The organism is Solilutibacter silvestris (genome assembly GCF_002895945.1).
GTDB lineage: Bacteria > Pseudomonadota > Gammaproteobacteria > Xanthomonadales > Xanthomonadaceae > Solilutibacter > Solilutibacter silvestris.
In genome coordinates this window covers 318,415-336,275 of sequence record NZ_NPZB01000001.1, presented here as the reverse complement: position 1 = coordinate 336,275, position 17,861 = coordinate 318,415, and the positions used below count along the sequence as shown (strand labels likewise).

Here is a 17,861-nt window from a genome sequence, read left to right as displayed (position 1 = left end):
CCATGCCATTTGCCAAACCGGTCGCCGTGCTCGGCGGCGCGCGCATCCCGTTCTGCCGCCAGAACACCGCCTATGTCGGCGTTGGCAACCTCGACCTGTCGATCCGCGCGCTCGGCGCGGTGGTCGAGAAATTCCACCTTCAGGGCGAAGTGCTGGGCGAAGTCGCGATGGGTGCGGTGATCAAGCATTCGTCGGACTGGAACCTGGGTCGCGAGGCGGTGCTGTCGTCCGGCCTGTCGCCGTTGACGCCAGGGATCACCCTGCAGCGTGCCTGCGGCACGTCGCTGGATTCGATCATTACCATCGCCAACAAGATCGCCGTCGGGCAGATCGAGTCCGGCATTGGTGGCGGCAGCGACACCACTTCCGATGTGCCGATCGTCTACAGCAAGCCGTTGCGCAGCGCGTTGCTGAAAGCGGCGGCCGCCAAGACCACGATGGGCAAGCTGCGCGCGTTCAAGGGCTTTTCCTTTCGCTGGTTGAAGCCGGATTTCCCCGGCGTGGCCGAACCACGCACCGGCAAGAGCATGGGCCAGCATTGCGAAGACATGGCCAAGGAATGGCAGATCCCGCGCGCGGCGCAGGATGAGCTGGCGGCCGCATCGCATCACAAATTGGCGGCGGCCTATGACCGCGGTTTCTTCGATGATCTCGTCGTCGAATTCCGTGGCGTCAAGCGCGACAACATCCTGCGTCCCGACAGCACGGTGGAGAAACTGGCGACGCTGAAGCCGGCGTTCGACAAGGCCTCCGGCAAGGGCACGCTGACCGCCGGCAATTCGACGCCGCTGACCGATGGCGCGTCCGCTTGCCTGCTTTCCAGCGAAGAATGGGCGCACGCGCATGGCCTGCAACCGCTGGCGTATCTGCGTGATGCCCAGGTTGCCGCGGTCGATTTCGTCGGTGGCGAAGGCCTGCTGATGGCGCCGACCATCGCGGTGCCGCAGATGCTGGCGCGCAATGGCCTGACGCTGCAGGATTTCGATTTCTACGAGATCCACGAGGCATTCGCGGCGCAGGTGTTGTGCACGCTGAAGGCGTGGGAAAGCGACGACTACTGTCGCAATCGCCTCGGCCTGCCGGGTGCGCTGGGCGCGATCGATCCAGCGAAGATCAATCCGAATGGTTCGTCATTGGCGGCGGGTCATCCGTTCGCGGCGACTGGCGCACGCATCGTCGCCACTGCCGCGAAGGAGCTGGAACAACGCGGCGGTGGCCGTTGCCTGATCAGCATCTGCACGGCGGGTGGCATGGGCGTGGTGGCGATACTGGAGCGCTGAGATGCTGGCGTTTGCGCTGGCAGTCGGAACGGCATCGGTCCCGTTTGACGTCCGTCACTATCAACTGCTGCTCCAACCGGAGCTGGCGACACGCAGCGTGCGTGGCGAGGAGCGGATCGATCTGGATTTGCTGGCGAACGGCCGCGAGATCGCGTTCGATGCCGGCGCCTTGCAGGTCGACGAGATTCGCCTGCGTGGGCGCGCGCTGCAATTCCGGCGCGAAGACAAGCGGTTGATCGTCGATCTCGGCGTGGAACAGCCGGTGCAGCGGCGGCTGTCATTGCAGATTCGCTATCACGGCATGCCGAAGTTCGGGCTGGAATTCCACCCGGAAGCGGGGGAGATCTACACGATCTTCTCGACCAGTCAGTGGATGGTGGCGGTGGATGCGCCATCGCAGCGCGCGACACTCGATCTCTCGGTCGTGCTGCCGAATAGTTGGCGGGCCGTGGGCACCGGCGATGCGGTGCTGATTCACCACCTCGATCGTGACCATGATGTGCGGCGCTGGCGCTTGACCACGCCGATGCCGAGCTACGTCTACGGTTTCGTGGCCGGAGATCTCGAGCGCGCGGCGTTGCCGGAAAACGGTGTTGCACTCGATCTGCTCGCAGATGCCGCGCATGCGCAACGCGCGCGCACCGTGTTTGCTGCAACCGCCGACGTGTTGTCGTTCTTTGCCGAGAAGGCAGGCGTTCCCTATCCGCATCGGCGTTATTCGCAGGCCGTCGTTGTCGACACCATTGGACAGGAGCTGGCGGGCCTATCGTTGTTGTCGGACGCATATGTCGACGATGCCGCGAACGGCAAACGCACGGTCGGCCTGATCGCGCACGAAACCGCGCACCAGTGGTGGGGCAATGCGGTGACGTGCCGCGATTGGAACGAGTTCTGGTTGAACGAAGGCATGGCCACCTTCATGACGGCGGCGTATCTGCAGCATCATGATGGCGAAGCCGCCTATGTCGAAGCCGTGAATGGTTGGCGCGAACGGATCGATGCCTTGCGCGCGAAGGGCGCCGACAAGCCATTGGTTTTCCCGGATTGGAACAAGCCGAGTGGCGACGATCGCGCAGTGGTGTACCAGAAGGGCGCGTACTTCCTCCACGTCCTGCGCGGCGAATTGGGCGAGAAGGCATTTTGGCAGGCGATCCGTGACTACACCCGCGCGCACATGAATGCGTCAGTGCAGACCCGCGATCTGCAGCAGGCGATGGAACTCGCCAGTGGCCGTGATCTGTCCGCGCTGTTCAACGAATGGGCGTACGGTGCGCGGCCCTGACCAGATCCTGCGGCCGCGCCGATGCCGCAACACGGGTTTCGCGGAATCCTTTCTGCGCACACACATCGCGCAAGCGCTCGCTGGCGGTCACAACCGGTAGTGAAATCATCCGCGAACGTCGCGACGGATCCAGCTGTCCAAGCGCCGCATCCAGCGCCTCCGCACTGGTCACGAACAGAACCGCATCCGCAGGCATCGCGTCGAACTTTCGCAACACCGCCGGCGAAAAATCCGCCATATCACGGCGATAAACATCCGCACGCAGCACATCCGCGCCACGTTCGTGCAACGTCCGCTCGATCAATCCGCGCCCGCCCGCGCCGCTCACCAGGCCAATGCGCTGGCCGGAGACATCGCGCAACATCGGAAGATCAAGCACGCCCTCACTATCCATGCGCTTCGGCGCGGCAACATTGATCACCCCACGCCGATGCAGCGACGTCGCCGTGCCTGATCCCACGGCAATCGCATGCGTCGTCGCCAACGCCTGCAATCGCGCCGCGCAGACCACTGCGTTCGGACTGGTGAAAACGCACATCGGACATTCCAGCGCATCAACCAAGCGCGAACGCGTCTGCGCATCCGCCATCGCCACGATCCGCAATGGCGACATCGCCAGCAAATGACCGCCGGCGCGCGCCACCGCATCACGCAATGCCCGATGCTGTCCCTGTGGCCGCAGGGAGATCGCATACCATTCGCGTTCGCGCCGCGTCCTCATCCACCAAGAATCGCACACCATGCCCGAGACCGATCTTCCCGCCCGCATCGAAACGCTGCTGCACGCCATGCCACCGGTCGCCGCGTTGCAACCGCGTCTCGCCGAACTCGATGACACGCGCTGCTGCCTGCAAGCGCCGCTTGCCGCCAACATCAACGACAAGGGCTGTGCCTTCGGCGGCAGCCTGGTGTCGCTGATGACACTGGCCGGTTGGGGGCTGGTCACCGCATGGCTGGAACGCCGCGGCATCAAGGCCGAGGTCTACGTCGCCGATTCGCTGGTGAAATATCGCGCCCCGCTGTACGACGACCTCGATGCCCGCGCCGTGTTCGCCGAGGCGATCGACGCCGATGTCGTATTGAACGAACTCGCGCAGGGTCGCCGCGTCTCCTTCCAGGTGCTGGCGGACGTGCGTCGTGGTGATGGTCGCGTTGCCACCAGCATGGATTCGCGCTACGTCGCGGTCGTGCCCGATGAAATCGGGCCGGAGTAGGATGGCGCGATCCATTCGCCGGACGGAACGATGAAGCATCTCCGCACCCTGCTGTTGTTGCTCGGCTTGTTGGCCACCGCCTGCGCCGGTGCCGGCACGCGCGCCAAGGCGAACGCGCTGGACAAGGCCCAGTACGCCTATTCCGCGACGATGCGTTGGGGCGATATCCGCGGCGCGTGGGCGCAGCAGGACCCGGCATGGCGCGCCGCGCACCCGCTCACCGACCTCGAACTGGAGCGCTACAAGCAGCTGCAGGTGACGTCCTACCAGGTGCTGGACAGCACCGGTGGTGACCCCGACGAGGCCATGCGGACTATCGAGATCGGGATCGCCAATCGCAACACCATGGCCGCGCGCACGGTGACGTATCGCGAGACCTGGCACTACGATGCCGCCGCCAAAACCTGGTGGGTGACCTCGGGGTTGCCGGATTTCTGGAACGGCCAATAAACCTGCCCGCGATCCCGCTGCGGCATAATCGCCATCCGCTCGCGCAACCCGGATTTCCCGTGACCCTGCAAGACCTGATCGCATTCGCCGGCCGCAACCTGATGATGTCGCTGGCCCTGGCCGGCATTACCGTGGCACTCGTGGTCACCGAGGTGATGCGCCTGATGCAGGGCTGGAAGACGCTGAAGCCGGCGCAATTGACCGGACTGATCAACCATGACAACGCGCTAGTGATCGACCTGCGCCCGATCAACGATTTCCAGGCCGGCCACATCGCCGGATCGCGCAACGTACAAATGAGCCAGTTCGATGCCGAGAACAAGCAGCTGTCCGGCGCGAAATCGCTGCCGGTGGTGCTGGTGTGCAAGACCGGGCAAACCGCCGGCGGCGCCGCTGCGCGGTTGGCCAAGGCCGGATTCGAGAAGGTTTATGTGCTTGATGGCGGCATCGGCGGCTGGCTCGGCGCTGACCTGCCGTTGGTCAAGGGCCGTTGATTTCAGGGCAGGGCGCACCCATCCAAGGTGGGTCGCACCTTCGTGCGATAATCGGCGATTCCCAATTCGAAACAGTTACTGGAGCATTCCATGTCCGATGAGACCACCAACGGCGCCATCGCGCCGGCCGCTGCCGAAGAGCAGGGCGCGACCTTCAGCGTCGAAAAGATCTACACCCGCGACGTCTCGTTCGAGGCTCCGAATGCTCCGGTCGTGTTCAGCGAACAGGGCCAGCCGGACCTGCAGATGAACCTCAACCAGCGCGTTGGCCAGGTGGCCGAGAATGCCTATGAAGTGGTGCTGGGCGTGACCCTGACCTGCACGCTGAATGGCAAGACCGCCTACCTCGCCGAAGTGCAGCAGGCCGGCGTGTTCGGCCTCAGCGGTTTCGACGCCGCCAGCCTCGACGCCATGCTTGGTTCGCATTGCCCTAGCATCCTCTATCCGTACGCGCGCCAGGCGATCAGCGAATTGATCAATGGTGGCGGCTTCCCGCCGTTCTACCTGCAGCCGATCAACTTCGACGCGCTGTATGCCGAAGGCCTGCGCCAGCGTGCCACCCAGGGCGAAGGTACCGCGCTGGAATCCGGCACGGAGACGGCCGGGAACGCCTAATCAAGGCTTCCTGAGCCGATGACGGCTGAAGTAGCCACTTCGGTGGTGGTGTTGGGCGCGGGCTCCTGGGGCACCGCGCTCGCCGCATTGATCGCGCGCCACGGCGAGGACACCTTGCTGTGGGGCCGCGACCCTGTGGCAATCGAGGCGATCCAGCATCGCCACGAAAACCCGCGTTACCTGCCCGGCATCGCCTTGCCGGACACCCTGCGTGCGACGACCGGGCTCGCCGCCGCAGTCGCCAGCGCCGATCTGTTGCTGGTGGTGGTGCCATCGCACGCCTTCGCGGAAACGGTGGCGCTGATCGCGCCGCATCGCCGCCCGGGCACCGGGCTGGCATGGGCAACCAAGGGCTTCGAGCCCGGTTCTGGCCGTTTCCTGCATGAAGTCGCCGCCGATCTGCTCGGTGACGACGTACCGCTGGCGGTGGTCACCGGACCATCGTTCGCCAAGGAAGTCGCGCTTGGTCTGCCCACCGCGCTGACCGTCCATTCCGATACGCCGGCCTTCGGCCAGCGTGTTGCCGACATCCTCCACGGCCCCGATTTCCGCGCCTATACCGGCGAAGACATGGTCGGCGCCGAATTGGGTGGCGCGATGAAGAACGTGCTGGCGGTCGCCACCGGCGTCGCCGATGGCATGGAGCTCGGCTTGAACGCGCGCGCCGGCTTGATTACCCGCGGTCTCAACGAAATGCTGCGCTTGTCCGCGGCCATGGGCGCGCAACCGGAAACCCTGATGGGCCTCGCCGGGCTCGGCGATCTGGTGCTGACCTGCACCGGCGACCTCTCGCGCAACCGCCGGCTGGGCCTGGCGCTCGGGCGCGGCCAATCGATCGAGGAAGCGGTGAGGGCCATCGGTCAGGTGGTGGAATCGATCCAGACCGCCGACGAAGTGATGCGGCTGGCGGATCGCCACGGCATCGACCTGCCGATCAGTCGTGGCGTCCGCGATGTGCTGCACGGCGACTATTCGCCCGCCGAAGGCATGCGCCGCCTGCTGGCGCGCGATCAAAAGCCGGAATACCCGGCCACGCTGTTTTCCCGGGCCTGAAAAAGGCAAGGCCCGGGGGTTGCCCGGGCCTTGGGGACGCGTCCCGGGGAGGGGGTGAGACGCGTCGTGCAGACGATGAGGGGAGTCATCCGTGCTGCGGGATGGATTATGACGGTGAAATATCGACTTTGCCTGAATGTAAACCCAGCAGTTCACCAATTGGCGTGCCTGGTCATGTTGCGCCGGCGAAGCCGAGCTGTCGCCACGCCTCGAAAACCGTGACAGCCACCGCATTCGAGAGGTTCAAGCTGCGATTTTCCGGCCGCATCGGTAGCCGAATGCGCCGTTCGTCTGAAATCGTTTTCATAACGGCGTCCGGCAATCCGGCGGTCTCGGAACCGAACAGCAGGGTGTCGCCGGCCTGCCATTCGACCTGATCGTGGCGCAGGTGGCCGCGGGTGGTGAGGGCGAACACCCGGGTCGGGCCGATCGTCGCCAGTGCCGCCTCCAGCGAAGCATGGACGCGCATCTCGGCGTACTCGTGGTAGTCGAGTCCGGCACGCCTGAGTTGGCGATCGTCGATGGAAAACCCCAGTGGTTCCACCAGATGCAATCGCGCGCCGGTGTTGGCGCACAGGCGAATCACGTTGCCGGTGTTGGGCGGGATTTCGGGTTGATGAAGGATGACGTGCAACACGGGAATGTCTTCAGCGATTCAGCAAGGATTGGCCGGGGAATGACCTTCGGGCAGTGTATTCGCTGCGATGAACGCTTAGGCTTGCAGGTTCTGTCACCAAGGGGAGGAACCCGATGCGTTTGAAGAACCGCCACGCCGTACTTGCACTTGCCATCGCCGCAATTACCTGCAGTGTTGCGCCCACGACCGCGTTCGCCGCGAAGAACAACGCGCCCGCAGTCGATATTCCCTATCAGCAGTTCACCTTGCCCAACGGCTTGCGGGTGATCGTGCACGAGGATCACAAGGCGCCGATCGTGGCGGTCAACATCTGGTATCACGTCGGCAGCCTCAACGAGCCGGCTGGACGCACCGGATTCGCGCATCTGTTCGAACACCTGATGTTCAACGGTTCGGAAAACCATCCGGGCGACTACTTCCCGCCGTTCGAACAGGCTGGCGCGACCGGCCAGAACGGCACCACCAATACCGATCGCACCAACTATTTCGAGAACGTGCCGACCACCGCGCTCGACATGGCGTTGTGGATGGAATCCGATCGCATGGGCCACCTGCTCGGTGCGATCGACCAAGGCGTGCTCGACGAACAACGCGGCGTGGTCCAGAACGAAAAGCGCCAGGGCGAGAACCAGCCCTATGGCCAGGTGTGGAACGTGATGACGAAGACGATGTACCCGAAGGGACATCCCTACCACCACACCGTGATCGGTTCGATGAGCGATCTCGACGCCGCCAGCCTCGATGACGTCAAGACCTGGTTCCGCACCTGGTACGGCCCCAACAACGCGGTGCTGGTGCTGGCCGGCGACATCGATCTCGCCACCGCGAAGCAGAAGGTCGCGCGCTATTTCGGTGATATTCCGGCGTCGCCGACCATGGCGGTGGTGAAGCCCGATCCGGCGCCGCTGAAGGAAAGTGGGCGCACCGTATTGCAGGACAAGGTGCCGCAGGTGCGGATGATGCGGGTGTGGAACGTGGCGCAAACGGGCACGCGCGATTCCGACATGCTCGATCTGTTCGCACAGGTGCTGGGTGGCAGCGCCAGTTCGCGCCTCGATCGCCGCCTCGTCTACCAGGACAAGTTGGTGGATTCGGTGAGCGTGTCGAATGATGCGTCACAACTCAGCGGCAATTTCATCGTTACCGCGATGGTGAAGCAGGGCGTCGATCCGAAGAAAGTCGAAGCGGTGATCGACGAGGAATTGCAAAAGCTCTTGCGTGAAGGCCCGAACGCCGATGAAATGTCGCGCGCACGCACCACCTTCACCGCCGGGTTCATTCGCGGCATCGAGCGCATCGGCGGTTTCGGCGGCAAGGCCGATGCGCTGGCATCGTGCACCATCTACACCGGCAATCCTGGTTGTTTCCGCACCAGCATCGCCAATGTGCAGGGTGCGAGCGCGGCCGATGTCGCCAAGGCCGCCAATGCCTGGCTGAAGAAGCCGAGCCACGTCTTCGTGATCGAGCCGGGCGCGCGCAAGGCGCTGGCGGAAGATCCGACGGTGAAGCCGGCGCCGTTCGTGGTGCCGAAGGTCGATCCGAAGTACAAGACCATCGCCAGCGACGTCGACCGCAAGACCGGCGTGCCCAAGGTCGACAGTTTCCCGACGCTGACCTTCCCGACGATGCAGCGCGGCACGCTCGACAACGGCACCACGGTGATCCTCGCCGAACGCCACGAGATTCCCGTGGTGCAGATGAACTACCTGTTCAACGGCGGCTATTCCAGCGACAGCGGCGGCAAGCTCGGTGCGGCGTCGTTCGCGATGGGCATGTTGCGCGAAGGCGCGGGCACGCGCGATGCGTTGACGTTCAAGTCGGCGGCGGAAGCGCTGGGTGCACAGTTGGGCTCGAGTGCGGGCCTCGACGGTTCATCGGCCACGCTGTCGGCGCTGACCAGCAACCTCGATGCTTCGGTCGATCTGTTCGCCGACATGCTGCGCAAGCCGACGTTCAACCCGTCCGATATCGATCGCGTCAAGGCGACGCGCATCGCCGGCATCCGCCAGGAAAAGGCGCAGCCGACCACATCGGCGCTGCGCGTGCTGCCGCCGCTGCTGTACGGCGAAGGCCATCCCTATGCGATGCCGTTGACCGGCTCGGGCACCGAAGCCTCGGTGGCGACGATTTCGCGCGATGACCTCGACGCCTACCGCCGCGCCTGGGTGCGTCCGGAAGGCGCGACGCTGGTCGTCGTTGGTGACACCACGATGGCCAAGCTGTTGCCGGTGCTCAATCGCCATCTCGGCGACTGGAAGGGCGACGGTGTCGCGCCGAAGGCAGTGAACCTGCCGACAGTGGCGTTGCCGTCGAAGCCGCGGGTGTTCCTGATCGACCAGCCGGGCGCGGTGCAGGCCAACATCATCGCCGCCGAACTGGTGCCATCGACCCGCGATGCCGGCGCGGTGAAGTTGTCGATGGCCAACGACATCCTTGGTGGCGTGTTCTCCTCGCGCCTCAACATGAACCTGCGCGAGGCCAAGCACTGGTCGTACGGTGCGCGCAGCATGACGGTGGACGCGCAGGGCCAGCGGCCGTGGCTGGCGATGGCGCCGGTGCAGATCGACAAAACCGCCGAGTCGATCGCGGAAGCGCGCCGCGAGATCAGCGAGTACGCCACCGGCAAGCATCCGGCATCGCAGGACGAGGTCACCAAGGTGGTGAACAACGAACTGCGGGGCCAGCCCGGCGCGTATGAAACCGCGGGTGCGGTGCTCGGCACCATGACCGGGATCGTGCGTTACGGCCGTCCCGACAACTGGATCCAGGTGCGCAACGCGCAGATCGCCAACCTGACGCCGGCGCAGGTCGCGGAAGCGATCAAGACCATCGATCCCAACGCGCTGACGTGGGTGGTGGTGGGTGATCTGTCGAAGATCGAGGCGCCGGTGCGTGCGCTCAACCTCGGCGAAGTCACGGTGATCGATGCTGGTGGCAAGGCGGCGGTTGGCAAGAAGTAAGACTCAGGGCACGCGCTGGCCACACATTCGGCCAGCGCGTGCTCATCATCCGTGGGCTAGACTCGGGCCATGCATCGTTTCGCACTGACCTCGATCGCCGCTGCCCTCGTGCTGGCCGGCTGCTCCCTCGCCCCGATGACCCCGGAAGCCGAACGCGTCCAGGTGGTCGCTGCGGCGCCGACCGGCTGCGCCCCCGCAGGGCGGGTGGAAGTCTCGGTCACCAGCGGCTTCGCCATGGTCAAGCGCAACCAGCTGCGGGTGAAGGACGAACTGGAAACGCTGGCGCGCCAGGAGGCGGCCAAGATCGGCGCCAACACCGTCAGCCCGCGGGAAGCGCCCAGCGCCGACGGCAGTCAAAGCTTCGAAGTCTGGCGTTGCACGCGCTGAAGCGCAGGGTGACATTTGCCCGGGGAGGGCGAAAAACGCGCTATTCTATGCGGCTTGCTCCTGTTCAGGTTGCGCGCCCCATGTTGTTCAAGAACGTCGCCATCGCCGGCCTCGCCCATATCGATGCGCCACACACGCTGACGTCGGACGAAATCAACATTCGTCTCCAGCCTGTTCTGGAACGGCTTGGCATCAAGACCGACGTGCTCAACGACGTCGCTGGCGTGCATACGCGTCGCCTGTGGGATGCCGACATGCAGGCTTCGGATGCCGCCACGCTGGCCGCACGCAAGGCGTTGCTGGACGCCGGCATCGAGGCCGACAAGATCGGCTTGCTGGTCAACACCTCGGTCAGCCGCGACTATCTGGAACCGTCCACCTCCAGCATCGTCTGCGGCAATCTTGGCGTCTCCGAGAACTGCCAGACCTTCGACGTCGCCAACGCCTGCCTCGCCTTCATCAACGGCATGGACATTGCCGCACGGATGATCGAGCGCGACGAGATCGACTACGCACTGGTGGTGGATGGCGAAACCGCCAACCTGGTCTACGAAAAGACCATCGAGCGCATGAACGCCCCGGGCATCACCGAACAGGAATTCCGCGACGAACTCGCCGCGTTGACGCTGGGCTGCGGTGCGGTGGCGATGGTGATGGCGCGCAGCGCGCTGGCGCCGGATGCACCGCGCTACAAGGGTGGCGTGACCCGTTCCGCAACCGAGTGGAACACGCTGTGCCGCGGCAATCTCGACCGCATGGTCACCGACACCCGCATGCTGCTGATCGAAGGCATGAAGCTGGCGCAGAAGACCTTCATCGCCGCCAAGATCGCGCTGGGCTGGGCGGTGGAAGAGCTCGACCAGTTCGTGATCCACCAGGTGAGCCGTCCGCACACGCAGGCCTTCATCAAGGCTTTCGGCATCGACCCGAAGAAGGTCATGACCATCTTCAACGATCACGGCAACATCGGTCCGGCCAGCGTGCCGATCGTGTTGAGCAAGCTGAAGGAGCTGGGTCGCTTGAAGAAGGGCGATCGCATCGCGCTGCTCGGCATCGGTTCCGGCTTGAACTGCACCATGGCCGAAGTGGTGTGGTGAGTTCGCGATGAGCGATTCCGCAGTGCCGCCATGCCCGCAATGCGCCTCGGCGTACAGCTATGCCGACGGTGCGCACCTGGTGTGCCCGGAATGCGGCCACGAATGGACGCCGGGCGAAAGCGCTGCGGCTGACGATGTGATTGAAGTGCGCGACGCGGTCGGCAACCGGCTGGCCGATGGCGACAGCGTCACCGTCATCAAGGATCTCAAGGTCAAGGGCGCATCGAACGCGCTCAAGGTCGGCACGCGCGTCAAGGGCATTCGCCTGGTCGATGGTGCCGATGGCCACAACATCGACTGCAAGATCGATGGCTTCGGCGCGATGCGCCTGAAGTCGGAATTCGTGAAGAAGGCGTAAGCCGCGTTCCGTCCGTGGCAACCGCGCAATCCTTCCCCGACTATCCATTCGCGCCCGGCCGCTTCGACGTGCGGCCCGGCATTGCGATGTCGTATCTCGATGAAGGTCCGCGCGACGGCGAAGTGATCGTGATGCTGCACGGCAATCCGTCGTGGAGTTTCTACTGGCGTCATCTCGTGTCCGGGCTGTCGGACAGGTACCGCTGCATCGTGCCCGACCATGTCGGCATGGGCCTGAGCGATCGACCGGACGATGCTGCCGCTGCGTCGCCGCACTACGACTACACGCTGAAATCGCGCATCGATGATCTCGACGCGTTGCTGAAGCATCTCGGCATCGACGGGCCGGTGACGCTGGCGGTGCACGACTGGGGTGGAATGATCGGTTTCGGTTGGGCATTGCGCGATCCGTCGCGGGTGCGTCGTCTCGTCATCACCAATACCGCGTCGTTCCCGTTGCCGCAGGCCAAGCGTTTCCCGAAGCGATTGGCGCTGGGCCGCGATTCGCGGCTGGGTGGCTGGGCGATTCGTCGCTTCAACCTGTTTGCGCGTGGCGCGGCGGCATTTGGCACCGTGCGCAAGTTGTCGCCCGAAGTGAAACGCGCCTATTCCGGCGTGTATGACGGCTGGGCCAATGCGATCTCGACGTTGCGCTTCATGCAGGACATTCCGCTGGGCGCAGATGATCGCGCCTGGCCGTTGCTGCAGGCCGCCGCGGAACAATTGCCGATGTATGCGAATCGTCCGGCGTTCATCGCCTGGGGCTTGCGCGATTTCGTCTTCGATCGCCATTTCCTCGCCGGTTTCCGCGCCGCATTGCCGAATGCGGAAGTGCAGGCATACGACGATGCCGGGCACTACGTGTTGGAAGACAAACACGAGGAACTGGTGCCGATGGTGCGCGCGTTCCTGGACGCGAATCCGCTTTAGGGCGCCCGGCAATTCATTGTGCGGCGGGAGTGGGCGACAATATCGCCGTGACCGCTGCCCTGACCACCACGCTCGAACGCATGGCCCGCGAACGCCCTGACACGGTGGCAATGCGTTGCCCCGGCCCGCGCGGCGACTATTCCATCGCCCTGACCTATGGCGAACTCGATGCGCGCAGTCGTGCGATTGCGTCGGGACTGGCGCGGCGCGGGATTGTCTCTGGTTCGCGCACGGTGGTGATGGTGCGACCGACCCCGGAATTCTTCCTGTTGATGTTCGCGCTGTTCCGTTCCGGCGCGGTGCCGGTGCTGGTCGATCCCGGGATTTCGAGGAAAGCGTTGCGGCAATGCCTCGACGAAGCGCAGGCGCAGGCGTTCATCGGTATTCCGCTGGCGATGCTGGCGCGCAAGCTGCTGGGCTGGGCGCGATCGGCACGGGTGCGCATCACCACCGGGTCGCGCGCGCTGCTGGCCGATGCGACGTTGGCCGCGGTCGAGCACGACGGCATGACGCATCCGCAAACATTCGTGCCGACCGATCCCGAGGCGATGGCGGCGATCCTGTTCACCAGCGGATCGACCGGCGTGCCCAAGGGCGTGGTGTATCGCGGCCGGCACTTCGGTGCGCAGATCGAATTGTTGCGCAATGCCTTCGGGATGGAAACGGGCGGCGTCGATCTGCCGACGTTCCCGCCATTCGCGTTGTTCGATCCCGCGCTTGGCCTGACGTCGATCATTCCCGACATGGACCCGACGCGTCCTGCGCGCGCCAATCCACGCAAGTTGCACGCGGCGATGCAGCGCTTCGGGGTGACGCAGTTGTTCGGTTCGCCGGCGTTGATGCGGGTGCTGGCCGAGCATGGCGAAGCGCTGCCGGGCATCCGCATCGCCACCAGCGCCGGCGCGCCGGTGCCACCCGACGTGGTGGCGAAACTGCTGGAATTGCTGCCCGCAGACGCGAAATTCTGGACGCCCTATGGCGCGACCGAATGCCTGCCGGTGGCGGTGATCGAGGGGCGCGAACTGCTGACCTTGCGCGCGCGCACCGAAGCCGGCAGCGGCACTTGCGTCGGGCGTCCGGTGCCGCCGAACGAGGTGCGCATCATCGCGATCAGCGATGTCGCGATCGCGGATTGGAGTGATGCGCGCGAAGTGGCGCAGGGCATCGTCGGCGAGATCACCGTTGCCGGCCCGAGCGCCACCGACAGTTACTACAACCGTGATGCGCAAACGAAACTGGCGAAGATCCGCGAACGTTTGCCCGATGGCAGCGAACGCATCGTCCATCGCATGGGCGATCTCGGCTATTTCGATCGCGAAGGCCGCCTGTGGTTCTGTGGCCGAAAATCGCAGCGGGTGGTGGTGGATGACGTCACCACCTTGTGCACCGAACAGGTCGAACCGGTGTTCAACACCCACCCTGACGTTGCGCGCAGTGCGCTGGTCGGCGTTGGCGAAGCAGGGCAGCAACGCCCGCTGCTGTGCGTGGAATTGAAAGAGGGCATCGCAGCGGAGCAGTGGCCGCGCATTGCCGAAGAATTGCGGCATCTCGCTGATGGCAGCGTGCACGCCGCCAAGGTCGCAGGCTTCCTGCACTATCCGCGATCGTTCCCTGTCGATATCCGTCACAACGCCAAGATCGGTCGCGAGGCATTGGCGCGTTGGGCGATGACGCAGGCATCCGATGGAGCGAAATCGCAATGAACATCCTGGTAACCGGCGGCGGCGGCTTCCTCGGGCAAGCACTGTGTCGCGGACTGGTCGAGCGCGGCCATCGCGTGCGCAGTTTCAATCGTGGTCACTACCCCGAACTCGACGTGCTTGGCGTCGAGCAGATGCAGGGCGATCTCGCCGATCCCACTGCGTTGCTCGCCGCCGCGCAAGGTTGCGATGCGATCTTCCACAACGCTGCCAAGGCCGGCGCCTGGGGCAGCTACGACAGTTATTTCCGTCCCAATGTCTTGGGGACGCGCAACGTGATCGCGGCCTGCCGCGCGCATGGCATCACTCGCCTCGTCTACACCTCGACGCCGAGCGTTACCCATCGCGCGACGCACCCGGTGGAAGGCGGCACCGCGGACGACGTGCCCTATGGCGAACACTTGAAAGCGCCGTATGCGGCGACCAAGCTGATCGCCGAACGCGAAGTGCTGGCGGCGAACGACGCGACGCTGGCGACCATCGCCTTGCGTCCGCGCCTGATCTGGGGCGTCGGCGACAACCAGTTGCTGCCGCGCCTGGTGGAACGTGCGCGTGCCGGTCGTCTCGCGCTGGTGGGTGACGGCAGGAATCTCGTCGATACCACCTATGTCGACAACGCCGCGCAGGCGCATTTCGATGCTTTCGATCACCTGCACATCGGTGCGGCCGGTGCCGGCAAGGCCTACTTCATCAGCAATGGCGAGCCGCGCGCGATGGAGCGCATCGTCAACGACCTGCTGCGTGCCGCCGGTGCGCCGCAAGTGCATCGCCACATTCCGTTCGCGCTGGCCTACGGCATCGGCGCGACGATGGAAACCCTGTGGCCAGTGCTGCATCGAAGTGGTGAACCGCCGATGACGCGCTTCCTCGCCGAACAACTGGTGACGCCGCATTGGTACAGCATGGAGCCGGCACGCCGCGATTTCGGCTACGTGCCACGTGTCGGCATGGACGAAGGCCTGGCCCGCGTCGCCGCGCACTGGCGCGCCGGTGCGTGAGGCGATGTTGTCGCGCCGCCTCTACAATGCAGGCATGAGCGACGCGCCCTTCAATCTGCCATTCAACTGGAAAGTGCCAGCCGGCAAGGCGCTGGAGGCCGCGCTCAACCGCGCCCTGTTGCTCGATGAAGACACCCGCGCCGCGTTGCCGGCACTGGACGGGCGCACCGTGGCGCTGACGCTGGAATCGCCGCCGCTGGCATTGCAACTGAAGGTGGAGGGCGATCGCCTGCGTGTCGGCCCGGTGCCGGACGCCGATCGCGCCGATCTCTCGGTGCGCAGCACGCTGGCGGGATTGCTCGGTCGCCTGCCGGGTCTCCTGGGCAACGCGTCCCAGCGCGATGCCGGGCCGCCGGTCGGTTCGATGCGCATCGAGGGCGATGCCGAGGTCGCGCGTCGCCTGCAGCGGATGGCGGAACGTTTCGATCCCGATTGGGGGCGCCCGTTCGCGGCGGTGTTCGGTGATGTGCTCGGCACCCAGATCGCCAATGGCGTGGCCTTCGCGTTGAAGCGCGCGCGCATCGCTGCGCAGGACGTGGCGAAATCGGCGGCGGAATACGTCACCGAGGAATCGCGCGATGTGGTCAGCGCGGCCGAACTCGATGCCTTCCACGATGATGTCGATCGCCTGCGCGATGCCGGTGATCGCCTCGCCGCTCGTGTCGCCCGGCTGCGGAGTGCCGGATGAATTTCGGAGCCGGACGGGCATGGCGGATCGGGCGCGTGCTGTTGCGCTACCGCCTCGATTCGTTGCTGGACGACACCCCCGCCGAACGCTGGCTGAAACTTGCGCGTCCGTTCGTGCCGCGTGCATCGGCGGAAATCGCCGTGTTGCCACGCGGTGCACGCCTGCGTCTCGCCCTGCAGGAACTCGGGCCGATCTTCGTCAAGTTCGGGCAGATCCTGTCGACGCGACGCGACCTGATCCCGCAGGACATCGCCGACGAACTGACCTTGCTGCAGGATCGCGTCAAGCCATTCGACGGCCACCAGGCACGCGCGATCATCGAGCAGACACTGGGCCAGCCGATCGACGTGCTGTTCGCCGATTTCGACATCACGCCACTGGCATCGGCGAGCATCGCGCAGGTCCACGCCGCGACGCTGCACGATGGTCGCGATGTGGTGGTGAAGGTGTTGCGTCCGGACATCGATGCGGAAATCCGCGACGACATCGCCTTGCTGAAATCGCTGGCGGGCGTGGTCGAGCGCACGCACCCCAGCGCCGACAAGATTCGTCCGCGCGAGATCGTCGCCGAGATCGAGAACACGCTCACCGCCGAACTCGACCTGCAACGCGAAGCCGCGAACGCGTCGGTGCTGCGTCGCAACTGGCTCGATTCCGACGATCTCTACGTGCCGGAACCGATCTGGAGCCACACCGGTCCGCGCGCGATGACGATGGAGCGCGTCACCGGCATTCCCTCCGACGACATCGCCGCGCTCGACGCCGCCGGCATCGATCGCAAGGCGCTCGCTGCCAAGGGCGTGCGCGTGTTCTACGAACAGGTGTTCCGCGACAACTTCTTCCACGCCGATGCCCACGCCGGCAATATCTGGGTCGATGTCGATCCCGCGCGCCGCGTCAATCCACGCTTCATCGCGCTTGATTTCGGCATCATGGGCCAGCTCTCGCGCGAGGACCAGTACTACCTCGCCGAGAACTTCATGGCGATCTTCAATCGCGATTACCGTCGCATCGCCGAACTCCACGTCGATGCCGGCTGGATGCCCGCGCACCTGCGCATCGACGAGCTGGAAGCCGCGGCGCGTTCGGTGTGCGAGCCATACTTCACCCGCCCGCTGTCGCAGATCTCGCTGGCGGAAGTGTTGGCGAAATTGTTCCGCGTCGCCCAGCGTTACGAACTCACGTTGCAGCCGCAGCTGATCCTGCTGCAGAAGACGTTGCTGAACATCGAGGGCATCGGTCGCCAACTCGATCCCGACATCGACATCTGGGCCGTCGCCAAGCCGGTACTGGAACGCATCCTGGTCGAACGCTACAGCCCGAAGCGGCTGCTCAAGACCTTCGCCAAACAGTTGCCGGAACTGGTCACGCGCGCGCCGGAAATGCCCGAACTGGTGCATGCCTGGCTCAAACAGCAGGTGGAAGGTCGCCATGAACTGCACATGCAGTCGGAGGACCTGCGCCGTCTCTCCAACGATCTGCACGGCATGCAGCGGCGCATGGTCTCGGCGATCCTCGGTACCGGCCTGCTGATCGTCGCGGCGGTGCTGTACGCACTGGAATCGGGCGGGCCGCGCCTGTTCGGCATTCCGGCCTCGGCGTGGATCGCCGGGTTGGGCGGATTGTGGGCGTTGCTGGCGGGGTGGCCGCGCGGACGCGGCTGACTTTTCCCGCGATCCAATGCGGGAGACAGCGCTGCCTCCCGCATCGTGGTCACGG

The 17,861-nt window shown here is 65.0% G+C and carries 18 protein-coding genes; 16 read left to right on the top strand and 2 right to left on the bottom strand.

Features of this window, described 5'->3' with window-relative positions:
- Nucleotides 1-2 precede the first annotated feature (2 nt).
- The gene (locus Lysil_RS01560) at nucleotides 3-1,280 is read left to right on the top strand and encodes an acetyl-CoA C-acetyltransferase (protein ID WP_103073823.1); all 1,278 of its coding nucleotides are present in this window, start codon (nucleotides 3-5) and stop codon (nucleotides 1,278-1,280) included.
- Nucleotide 1,281: 1 nt separating this feature from the next.
- Nucleotides 1,282-2,562, top strand: a complete 1,281-nt coding sequence (locus Lysil_RS01555) for a M1 family metallopeptidase (protein WP_103073822.1) — start codon at nucleotides 1,282-1,284, stop codon at nucleotides 2,560-2,562.
- On the opposite strand, the gene Lysil_RS01550 is transcribed toward Lysil_RS01555, so the two are convergent.
- The gene (locus Lysil_RS01550; protein ID WP_165782337.1) at nucleotides 2,531-3,283 is read right to left on the bottom strand and encodes a uroporphyrinogen-III synthase; all 753 of its coding nucleotides are present in this window, start codon (nucleotides 3,281-3,283) and stop codon (nucleotides 2,531-2,533) included. The genes Lysil_RS01555 and Lysil_RS01550 overlap by 32 nt on opposite strands.
- A 19-nt stretch (nucleotides 3,284-3,302) precedes the next feature.
- On the opposite strand from Lysil_RS01550, the gene Lysil_RS01545 reads away from it, so the two are divergent.
- From Lysil_RS01545 to Lysil_RS01525, 5 genes are all read left to right on the top strand, one after another.
- Entirely contained in the window at nucleotides 3,303-3,776 is a 474-nt protein-coding gene (locus Lysil_RS01545; RefSeq protein WP_103073821.1) for a YiiD C-terminal domain-containing protein, read from the top strand.
- Nucleotides 3,777-3,806: 30 nt separating this feature from the next.
- Nucleotides 3,807-4,226, top strand: coding sequence for a hypothetical protein (locus Lysil_RS01540; RefSeq protein WP_103073820.1), 420 nt, complete (start codon nucleotides 3,807-3,809; stop codon nucleotides 4,224-4,226).
- A 59-nt stretch (nucleotides 4,227-4,285) separates the two neighbouring features.
- Nucleotides 4,286-4,720 (top strand): rhodanese-like domain-containing protein, encoded by a 435-nt coding sequence (locus tag Lysil_RS01535; RefSeq protein WP_103073819.1) that lies wholly within the window; start codon nucleotides 4,286-4,288, stop codon nucleotides 4,718-4,720.
- Nucleotides 4,721-4,810: 90 nt separating this feature from the next.
- Nucleotides 4,811-5,335, top strand: coding sequence for a protein-export chaperone SecB (secB, locus tag Lysil_RS01530; protein ID WP_103073818.1), 525 nt, complete (start codon nucleotides 4,811-4,813; stop codon nucleotides 5,333-5,335).
- An 18-nt stretch (nucleotides 5,336-5,353) separates the two neighbouring features.
- Nucleotides 5,354-6,388 carry an NAD(P)H-dependent glycerol-3-phosphate dehydrogenase gene (locus Lysil_RS01525; RefSeq protein WP_103073817.1) on the top strand — a complete coding sequence of 345 codons (1,035 nt, stop codon included), beginning with the start codon at nucleotides 5,354-5,356 and terminating at the stop codon, nucleotides 6,386-6,388.
- Nucleotides 6,389-6,560: 172 nt separating this feature from the next.
- Here the strand turns inward: Lysil_RS01525 and trmL are convergent, their stop codons facing one another.
- A complete protein-coding gene (gene trmL / locus Lysil_RS01520; RefSeq protein ID WP_103073816.1) occupies nucleotides 6,561-7,031 on the bottom strand; it encodes a tRNA (uridine(34)/cytosine(34)/5-carboxymethylaminomethyluridine(34)-2'-O)-methyltransferase TrmL in 471 nt (156 codons plus the stop codon).
- Nucleotides 7,032-7,138: 107 nt separating this feature from the next.
- Here trmL and Lysil_RS01515 point away from each other — a divergent pair, with 107 nt between their 5' ends.
- The 9 genes from Lysil_RS01515 (at nucleotide 7,139) to ubiB (ending at nucleotide 17,806) form a co-directional block, all read left to right on the top strand.
- Entirely contained in the window at nucleotides 7,139-9,985 is a 2,847-nt protein-coding gene (locus tag Lysil_RS01515; protein WP_103073815.1) for a M16 family metallopeptidase, read from the top strand.
- 69 nt (nucleotides 9,986-10,054) lie between these two features.
- Nucleotides 10,055-10,372: a DUF4156 domain-containing protein gene (locus tag Lysil_RS01510; protein ID WP_103073814.1), complete on the top strand. Its 318-nt coding sequence runs from the start codon at nucleotides 10,055-10,057 to the stop codon at nucleotides 10,370-10,372.
- An 80-nt stretch (nucleotides 10,373-10,452) separates the two neighbouring features.
- Nucleotides 10,453-11,469 carry a 3-oxoacyl-ACP synthase III gene (locus Lysil_RS01505; protein ID WP_103073813.1) on the top strand — a complete coding sequence of 339 codons (1,017 nt, stop codon included), beginning with the start codon at nucleotides 10,453-10,455 and terminating at the stop codon, nucleotides 11,467-11,469.
- A 7-nt stretch (nucleotides 11,470-11,476) separates the two neighbouring features.
- The gene (locus tag Lysil_RS01500; RefSeq protein WP_103073812.1) at nucleotides 11,477-11,827 is read left to right on the top strand and encodes a zinc ribbon domain-containing protein YjdM; all 351 of its coding nucleotides are present in this window, start codon (nucleotides 11,477-11,479) and stop codon (nucleotides 11,825-11,827) included.
- Nucleotides 11,828-11,913: 86 nt separating this feature from the next.
- Nucleotides 11,914-12,756: an alpha/beta fold hydrolase gene (locus tag Lysil_RS01495; RefSeq protein WP_103074916.1), complete on the top strand. Its 843-nt coding sequence runs from the start codon at nucleotides 11,914-11,916 to the stop codon at nucleotides 12,754-12,756.
- A 41-nt stretch (nucleotides 12,757-12,797) separates the two neighbouring features.
- Nucleotides 12,798-14,459 (top strand): olefin beta-lactone synthetase, encoded by a 1,662-nt coding sequence (gene oleC / locus Lysil_RS01490; protein ID WP_425477141.1) that lies wholly within the window; start codon nucleotides 12,798-12,800, stop codon nucleotides 14,457-14,459.
- A complete protein-coding gene (gene oleD / locus Lysil_RS01485; RefSeq protein ID WP_103073811.1) occupies nucleotides 14,456-15,454 on the top strand; it encodes a 2-alkyl-3-oxoalkanoate reductase in 999 nt (332 codons plus the stop codon). The genes oleC and oleD overlap by 4 nt, the downstream gene beginning before the upstream one ends.
- A gap of 34 nt (nucleotides 15,455-15,488) precedes the next feature.
- The gene (locus Lysil_RS01480) at nucleotides 15,489-16,142 is read left to right on the top strand and encodes a ubiquinone biosynthesis accessory factor UbiJ (protein ID WP_103074914.1); all 654 of its coding nucleotides are present in this window, start codon (nucleotides 15,489-15,491) and stop codon (nucleotides 16,140-16,142) included.
- Nucleotides 16,139-17,806: a ubiquinone biosynthesis regulatory protein kinase UbiB gene (ubiB, locus tag Lysil_RS01475; RefSeq protein ID WP_103073810.1), complete on the top strand. Its 1,668-nt coding sequence runs from the start codon at nucleotides 16,139-16,141 to the stop codon at nucleotides 17,804-17,806. The genes Lysil_RS01480 and ubiB overlap by 4 nt, the downstream gene beginning before the upstream one ends.
- Nucleotides 17,807-17,861 lie beyond the last annotated feature (55 nt).